Genomic DNA, 6,717 nt, shown 5'->3' with positions numbered 1-6,717 from the left:
TATGAAGCAAATTGGCTACACTCAGGACTCGCATCCTTGCTCGACCTTCGAGCCTCGACATCCCTGTCTCGGCTACGCCAATTTGCAACAACGCCCGCGGCGGCTCCGAAGGGGGAATTGGTGCAATTCTTCCCACACAGAGTTGTTTTGAGCTGCAGACATACGCCTATTTTCCAGGCATAGGCGGGACTGTGACCGTCGAAAACAGGGATGTTTTCGTCGAGGCTACAGGGACGTATTCACGCCGTGTCACAGGATCGCCTGTGCGAAAGGCCGTTCTCGGACGTCCTATCCTTCACGGCATTCGGGCTTCCTGCCCATCCGCACCGCAGGTGATGGGCTGCATCGAGGCCTGAAGCTATATTAGCTTCACTGGCAGGGCTCGCTATGCAGCGGACAATCTCTTGTGTCTATAAGGCAATAGCAGTTTGGCATTAGGCCCCGCTATTGCCAAACCCCTCCTCAGTCGCGTGTCTGACCTGTTCCATTGACCAGGAATTTCTCCGTGGTCAATGACTCCAGTCCCATGGGGCCGTAGGCATGCAGCTTGGTGGTGGCGATACCGATTTCGGCACCGAGCCCAAGCTCGCTGCCGTCGCTGAAGCGCGATGAGGCGTTGACCATCACCACAGAGGCATCGACCCCTTGCTGAAACTGTTGCGCCGCTTGCTGGCTTTCGGTGCAGATCACCTCGGTATGGTGGCTGCCGAAGCGGGCGATATGCTTCATGGCATCCGCCAGTGAGTCGACCTGGCGTACGGCGATTTCCAGGCTCAGGTATTCCTGGCCGAACTCATCTTCCGTCAGCACAGTGGCCTGGTCGAAGAAGGGCGCCGCCTTCTCATCGGCATTGATCTTCACCCCCTTGTCGGCCAAGGCCTGAGCGGCGATAGGCAGCCATACTTTGGCGATATCCTTGTGTACCAACAGGCCTTCCAGGGCATTACAGACGCCGGTGCGCTGGGTCTTGCCGTTGAGCAGCAGGTTGAGCGCCTTTTCCACATCGGCATCTCTGTCGACATAGAGGTGACAAACGCCTTTAAAGTGCTGGATAACCGGGATTTTAGAGTTGTCGCTGACAAAGTTGATCAGGCCTTCGCCGCCTCTTGGGATCACCAGGTCGATGTAGTCGCGCTGCTGCAACAGTTCCAGCATCAAGGCGCGGTCGGGATCCGGCACCACGGATACCAGCGCGGTCGGCAGTTTGAACTCCTGCAGCACTTTGTGCAGCACTTTGGCTATCGCCAGGCTGGAGTTGAGCGCCTCTTTACCGCCGCGCAGTATTACCGCGTTGCCCGATTTGAAACACAACGCTGCGGCATCAGCGGTCACATTGGGGCGCGCCTCATAGATCATACAGACTACCCCGAGCGGCACTCTGAGCTTGCTTATCTGAATACCGTTGGGACGGCGGCCCAGCTCGCGGCGCTGACCCACGGGATCGTCCAGCTCGACTATGGTATCTATGCCACTGGCCATGGCGGCGATCCGCTCTGGCGTAAGGGTCAGACGGTCGAGCATGGCTTCACTGAGACCTGCGCTACGGGCCGCAAGGAGATCTTCCTCGTTGGCCTTGAGAATATTGTCATTTTCAGCGAGAAGCGCCCGGGCCATCGCTTTCAGCACCTGATTTTTGGTTTGGGTATCTATGAGTGCCAGCTCCCTGGCCGCCTTGGCCGCTGAGCTTGCCAGTGTGGTTATCAGACTCATTAGGGTCCTCCTTTGTTCGTTGCGCTACTCTGGTGGCGGGCCGCTGCTATTTCTCCAGTTGCGGCGTTTTACTGAGTAGGGCGATATCTTTTTCCGAGACTATGCCGCCCAGGCTGTCGGTGAAGCTGTCGGCCAGTTCAGGGTCTTCCTGCTCGGCGATAAAACTCAGCAGGCTGCTGCTGTAGTTGCTGCGGGCCTTGGCCAGACGGGTGCCGTCGTCGCTGCGCAGCAGTATGGTATCGCCGGCGGCAAAGTTGCCTTTGACCTCAAGTACTTCATTGCTGGAAAGCTCGGCGCAATTCTTGGCGCTGTCCATCACCTCATCGGCGGCGACTATCACTTCCCCTTGAGCCCTGACAGTGTGGGTCAGCCAATGCATCCGCTCCTGCAACGGAGTTTCGGATGCCCGGAACAGGGTGCCGGGATTGCGACCCGACAACAGGGCATTGAAGCTCTCCTCTTTGAAGCCGTTGACTATATAGGTATCAATGCCGTGGGAGCTGGCCTTTTCCGCCGCTTCTATCTTGGTGCGCATGCCGCCGGTGCCGACATCGCTGTGACTGCCGCCGGCCATGGCATAGATGGCGGCATCGATTTTATTGACCTCGGGCAGCAGCTCGGCATCGCTGTGCAGATGCGGGTTTTTGTTGTAGAGGCCATCAATATCCGAGCAGATCACTAAGGTATCAGCGTCGGCCGCAGCTGCCACCATGGCTGACAGGTTGTCGTTGTCACCCACCTTGAGTGCATCTGTGGTGACGGTATCGTTTTCGTTGAGGATCGGCAGTATGTCGTGATCCAGCAGGGTAAACACGGTTTCCCTTATCGACAGGTAACGCTCTCTGTCGCGCAGATCGCCATGGGTCAGCAGAATTTGCGCCGTGGGAAAGTCGAAAAACTTATCCCAGGTCGCCATCATCTCAGTCTGCCCGGCGGCGGCCATGGCTTTTTTCAGTACCACCTGGGCCTCAGGGCTATTGGCTTCACTGCCCGGTTTGAGCGGAAATCTGTGGGCTCCGGCGGCAATTGAGCCGGAAGAAACCAGTATGGTTTGAATGCCTTTAGCGCGGCAGCGCACAATGAATTGGGCTATGGCCAGCAGATAGCGCGAGCTACAGCCCTGTCTGTCAGGGGCAATCAGGGCGCTGCCGACTTTTAAAACAATTCGTTGCCTTGGTTGCTTATTCATAACTTCCTTAACCTGTTTGAGGTGTTACTTCGAAGCGGATTGGGGATTGAAGCTAGACCCGGCGTCTGCCACCGGGTCTATAACGGGATTTGTACTATCCAGCTATCAGCCGACCTGTTGCAGCTTTTCCCGGGTAGCGTGGAAGGTCTTCTGCACTGAGTGTGAGGGATCCTGGCTAAAGTGGCTGACCAGCACTATGGCCGTGGAGCTTATGATAAAGCCGGGAACTATCTCGTAGATCACGCTGGAGAGTGTCTTGCCATCGGGCAAGACAGGCAGCAGGATCCACAGCAGCACAGTGATGGCGCCGGTGAGGATACCGGCGACGGCACCCGAGTGGGTCATCTTCGACCAGAACAGACTGAACAGCACCAGTGGCCCGAAGGCGGCACCGAAACCGGCCCAGGCGTTACTCACCAGTGACAATATGCTGCTGTCGCTGTCCAGTGCCAGTAAAGTGGCCACGGCAGCAACGGCAAACACCCCGAGGCGACCTATGTTAACCAGCTTCTTCTCGTCTATGTCCTTGTGGAACACGGCGCGGTAGACATCCTCTGTCAGCGAACTGGATGACACCAGCAACTGTGAGGAGATGGTGCTCATGATGGCCGCCAGAATCGCCGCCAGCAGGAAGCCACTCACCAAGGGGTGGAACAGAATTTCCGAGAACAGAATAAAGATGGTTTCCGGGTCCTGCAGCCCAGGGTGGAACTTGTTGACATAGGCGACACCGATAAGGCCTGTGGCCAGGGCGCCGAGTATGGTCACCAACATCCAGCTCATGCCTATGTTGCGGGCCGTCTTGATATCTTTCACCGAACGAATTGCCATAAAGCGCACTATGATATGTGGTTGACCGAAATAACCCAGTCCCCAGGCCATGCTGGAAACAATCGCCAGCAGGCTCATTTTCTCCACAGATTCAGACAGAGGCACTATGGTGTGATTGGCCTGCGCCATCATCTCAGTGCCATTGTTGAACTCCTGAAAAGCCACTATAGGCACCATCACCAGGGCGACAAACATAATACAGCCCTGCACAAAGTCGGTCATACTGACGGCCAGAAAGCCCCCCAGCAGGGTGTAGGCCACCACCACTGAAACAGTGATCACCAGGCCTAGCTGGTAACTCAGGCCGAAGGCGGATTCAAACAGTTTGCCCCCGGCGACCAGGCCGGCAGAGGTGTAGAGAGTAAAGAAGAGTATGATCACCGCTGCAGAAATCATCCGCACCGAGCCGTTTTTCTTCTCGAAGCGCTTGCTGAAAAAGTCCGGCAGAGTCAGGGCGTCATCTGCTTCCTGGGTATAAACCCTGAGCCTGGGCGCCACCAGCAGATAGTTGAACCAAGCGCCGATAAGCAGGCCAAGCGCAATCCAGATGGTGTCGAAGCCGATAACAAACATGGCACCCGGTAGACCCATCAGCATCCAACCGCTCATATCGGAAGCGCCGGCCGACAGTGCCGTGACCTGAGGGCTGACCTGACGGCCGCCGAGAATATAGCCCGAAATATCATCGGTAGAGTTGCGATAGGCAAACAGGCCTATCGCCAGCATGACCACAAAGTAGATGGCCAAAGAGATATAACTCGAATAATCCATAGATTAGTGCCCGTTATTGCCAGTGAAGGCTTGATTGAGTTTTTGTTTGCAGAATGGGTACAGGTAGGTTGAGAGTACGAGCCAGAAACACCCTAATTGGATCAGGTACTTGGCTTTATCTCTGAGGCTGATTTGGTAGCGTGAAAGATGACTGTCAGACTCCTGTGAGCTGTTGGCATTCATCGTGATTCTCCTTCCTTAAGTTTCATCTGAAGTTGGGCTAACGAAAAACCACTTGAAGGCTAACCAATCTATTGATTAGTGTTCAAATGGTTTTGGTTCGAACGATATTATTCATGTTTATCAGAAAATGATCAAGTTTATATCTGAGTTGAATACTAGGTTTTAAACTGGATTTAAATGAGTATTTTCATTTAAATCAGTTGTTTATGTTGTGATTTTTTTAGTTTTCTCAATTTTTAATATATTGCATACAATTATAAGGCAAGCGATAGGTTCTATATTTGAGCTATAACAATTTTCTGATTTGGTTCTGAAATAAACCGGAAATAATTAGGGTTTAAAATTAATTTACGATAGCGTCGGCTTCTGCCAAGCGAACCACTGCAAACCCGTGTAACCACTGGGCCAGATCTCCAGTCCCAATCCGATAGACTCCTCAAAATAGCGCTTGAACTATAGGCGTTTTTATATATGATTTAGCATATATCTGTTTATCCATATATCCTCCAGATTACTGAAGGTGCTCATTTGAGTGGCCAACTGAAATGGCAGATGTATGGCTGGCCGATCATTGGCCTTAAGGAGTGGCATTTATCATGGAACTAACCATTTTTTTCAAAGCCTTGGCCGATGAAACCCGGCTGCGCAGCCTGCTGTTGATCCTGCAGCAGGGAGAGCTTTGTGTCTGCGAGTTGACTGAGGCCCTGGCCTTGAGTCAACCGAAGATCTCCCGTCATTTGGCGCAGCTGCGAACTCAGGGGCTGCTGCAGGATAGACGCCGGGGCCAATGGGTGTTTTATCGTCTCAGCCCCGAACTGGCACCTTGGTGCGAGCAGTTGCTGCGGGACACATTGACGGCCAACCCTGGCTTTATTGCTGATGAGCTGACTCGGCTGGAGGCCATGGCCTCGAGGCCGCAAGCTTGCTGTTAAAACCGGCCAAAATCTATCACTTGAGCGCCGGAAGTTAACCGCCGGGGAACCGGAGAGGGGGATGTATGGGCATTTTTGAACGTTGGCTCAGCCTGTGGGTAGGGCTGTGCATTTTAGCTGGGATAGCGCTGGGTTATCTGGCACCTAATGTATTTGCCGCAATTGCGGCGCTGGAATACGCCCATGTCAATCTGGTGATCGCCGTGCTTATCTGGGTGATGATCTATCCCATGATGGTGCAAATCGATTTTTCCGCTATCAAGGATGTTGGCCGAAATCCCAAGGGATTGCTGCTGACGCTGGTGATCAACTGGTTGCTGAAGCCTTTTACCATGGCACTGCTTGGCTGGCTCTTCTTTCGTTTTCTGTTTGCCCCCTGGGTGGAGCCGCAAACGGCGCAGGAGTATATCGCCGGGATGATCCTTCTCGGAGTCGCTCCTTGTACCGCCATGGTGTTTGTCTGGAGTCAACTGACCCGGGGCGATGCCAACTACACTCTGGTGCAGGTATCGGTCAATGATGTGATCATGATTTTTGCCTTCGCACCACTGTCGGCGCTGCTGCTGGGGGTGAGCGATATTCAGGTGCCATGGGAAACCTTGATCCTATCTGTGGCGCTGTATGTGTTGCTGCCCTTGTTAGCCGGGGTATTGACCCGCAAACACCTCAATAGCCGACCAGAGGCGATCACGGCCTTGCTGTCCAGGCTCAAACCCTGGTCGATATTGGGGCTGCTGCTGACGGTAGTGCTGCTGTTTGCACTGCAGGCCGAAACCATAGTGGCCCAGCCGCAAAATATTGTGCTGATAGCCATTCCACTGTTACTGCAGACTTACGGTATTTTCCTGCTGGCCTGGTGGCTGGCGAAGCGTTTGCGCCTGCCCCACAGCATAGCCGCTCCGGCTTGCATGATAGGGGCATCCAACTTTTTCGAACTGGCGGTTGCCGTGGCTATCTCCCTCTTTGGTCTGCACTCGGGAGCTGCGCTGGCCACAGTCGTTGGGGTACTGGTGGAAGTGCCTGTGATGCTGTCCCTGGTGGCATTTGCCAACCGTAGCCGCAGTAACTGGGCAGCGGCCAAAAAATTAACGGAGAATTGAG

General features: G+C 54.2%; 5 protein-coding genes. 2 read left to right on the top strand and 3 right to left on the bottom strand.

What is annotated here, in order from left to right; genetic code table 11:
• Nucleotides 1–462: 462 nt before the first annotated feature.
• The 3 genes from ACMHXI_RS19300 to putP form a co-directional block, all read right to left on the bottom strand.
• Nucleotides 463–1,710 (bottom strand): glutamate-5-semialdehyde dehydrogenase, encoded by a 1,248-nt coding sequence (locus ACMHXI_RS19300; RefSeq protein WP_413735845.1) that lies wholly within the window; start codon nucleotides 1,708–1,710, stop codon nucleotides 463–465.
• Between the two features lie 46 nt (nucleotides 1,711–1,756).
• Nucleotides 1,757–2,899 (bottom strand): glutamate 5-kinase, encoded by a 1,143-nt coding sequence (gene proB / locus ACMHXI_RS19295; protein WP_044733611.1) that lies wholly within the window; start codon nucleotides 2,897–2,899, stop codon nucleotides 1,757–1,759.
• A 105-nt stretch (nucleotides 2,900–3,004) separates the two neighbouring features.
• Entirely contained in the window at nucleotides 3,005–4,501 is a 1,497-nt protein-coding gene (gene putP, locus ACMHXI_RS19290) for a sodium/proline symporter PutP (RefSeq protein WP_044733612.1), read from the bottom strand.
• Between the two features lie 779 nt (nucleotides 4,502–5,280).
• Here putP and ACMHXI_RS19285 point away from each other — a divergent pair.
• Both ACMHXI_RS19285 and arsB read left to right on the top strand, forming a co-directional pair.
• Nucleotides 5,281–5,616, top strand: a complete 336-nt coding sequence (locus ACMHXI_RS19285; protein WP_028779633.1) for an ArsR/SmtB family transcription factor — start codon at nucleotides 5,281–5,283, stop codon at nucleotides 5,614–5,616.
• A gap of 65 nt (nucleotides 5,617–5,681) precedes the next feature.
• Nucleotides 5,682–6,716, top strand: a complete 1,035-nt coding sequence (gene arsB / locus ACMHXI_RS19280) for an ACR3 family arsenite efflux transporter (protein WP_413735843.1) — start codon at nucleotides 5,682–5,684, stop codon at nucleotides 6,714–6,716.
• Nucleotide 6,717 lies beyond the last annotated feature (1 nt).

It is taken from the genome of Shewanella sp. BJSY2023SW005 (genome assembly GCF_047314585.1).
Lineage (GTDB): Bacteria > Pseudomonadota > Gammaproteobacteria > Enterobacterales > Shewanellaceae > Shewanella > Shewanella algae.
The sequence above is the reverse complement of the archived record's forward strand: the minus strand, read 5'-3'. Positions and strand labels throughout refer to the sequence as shown.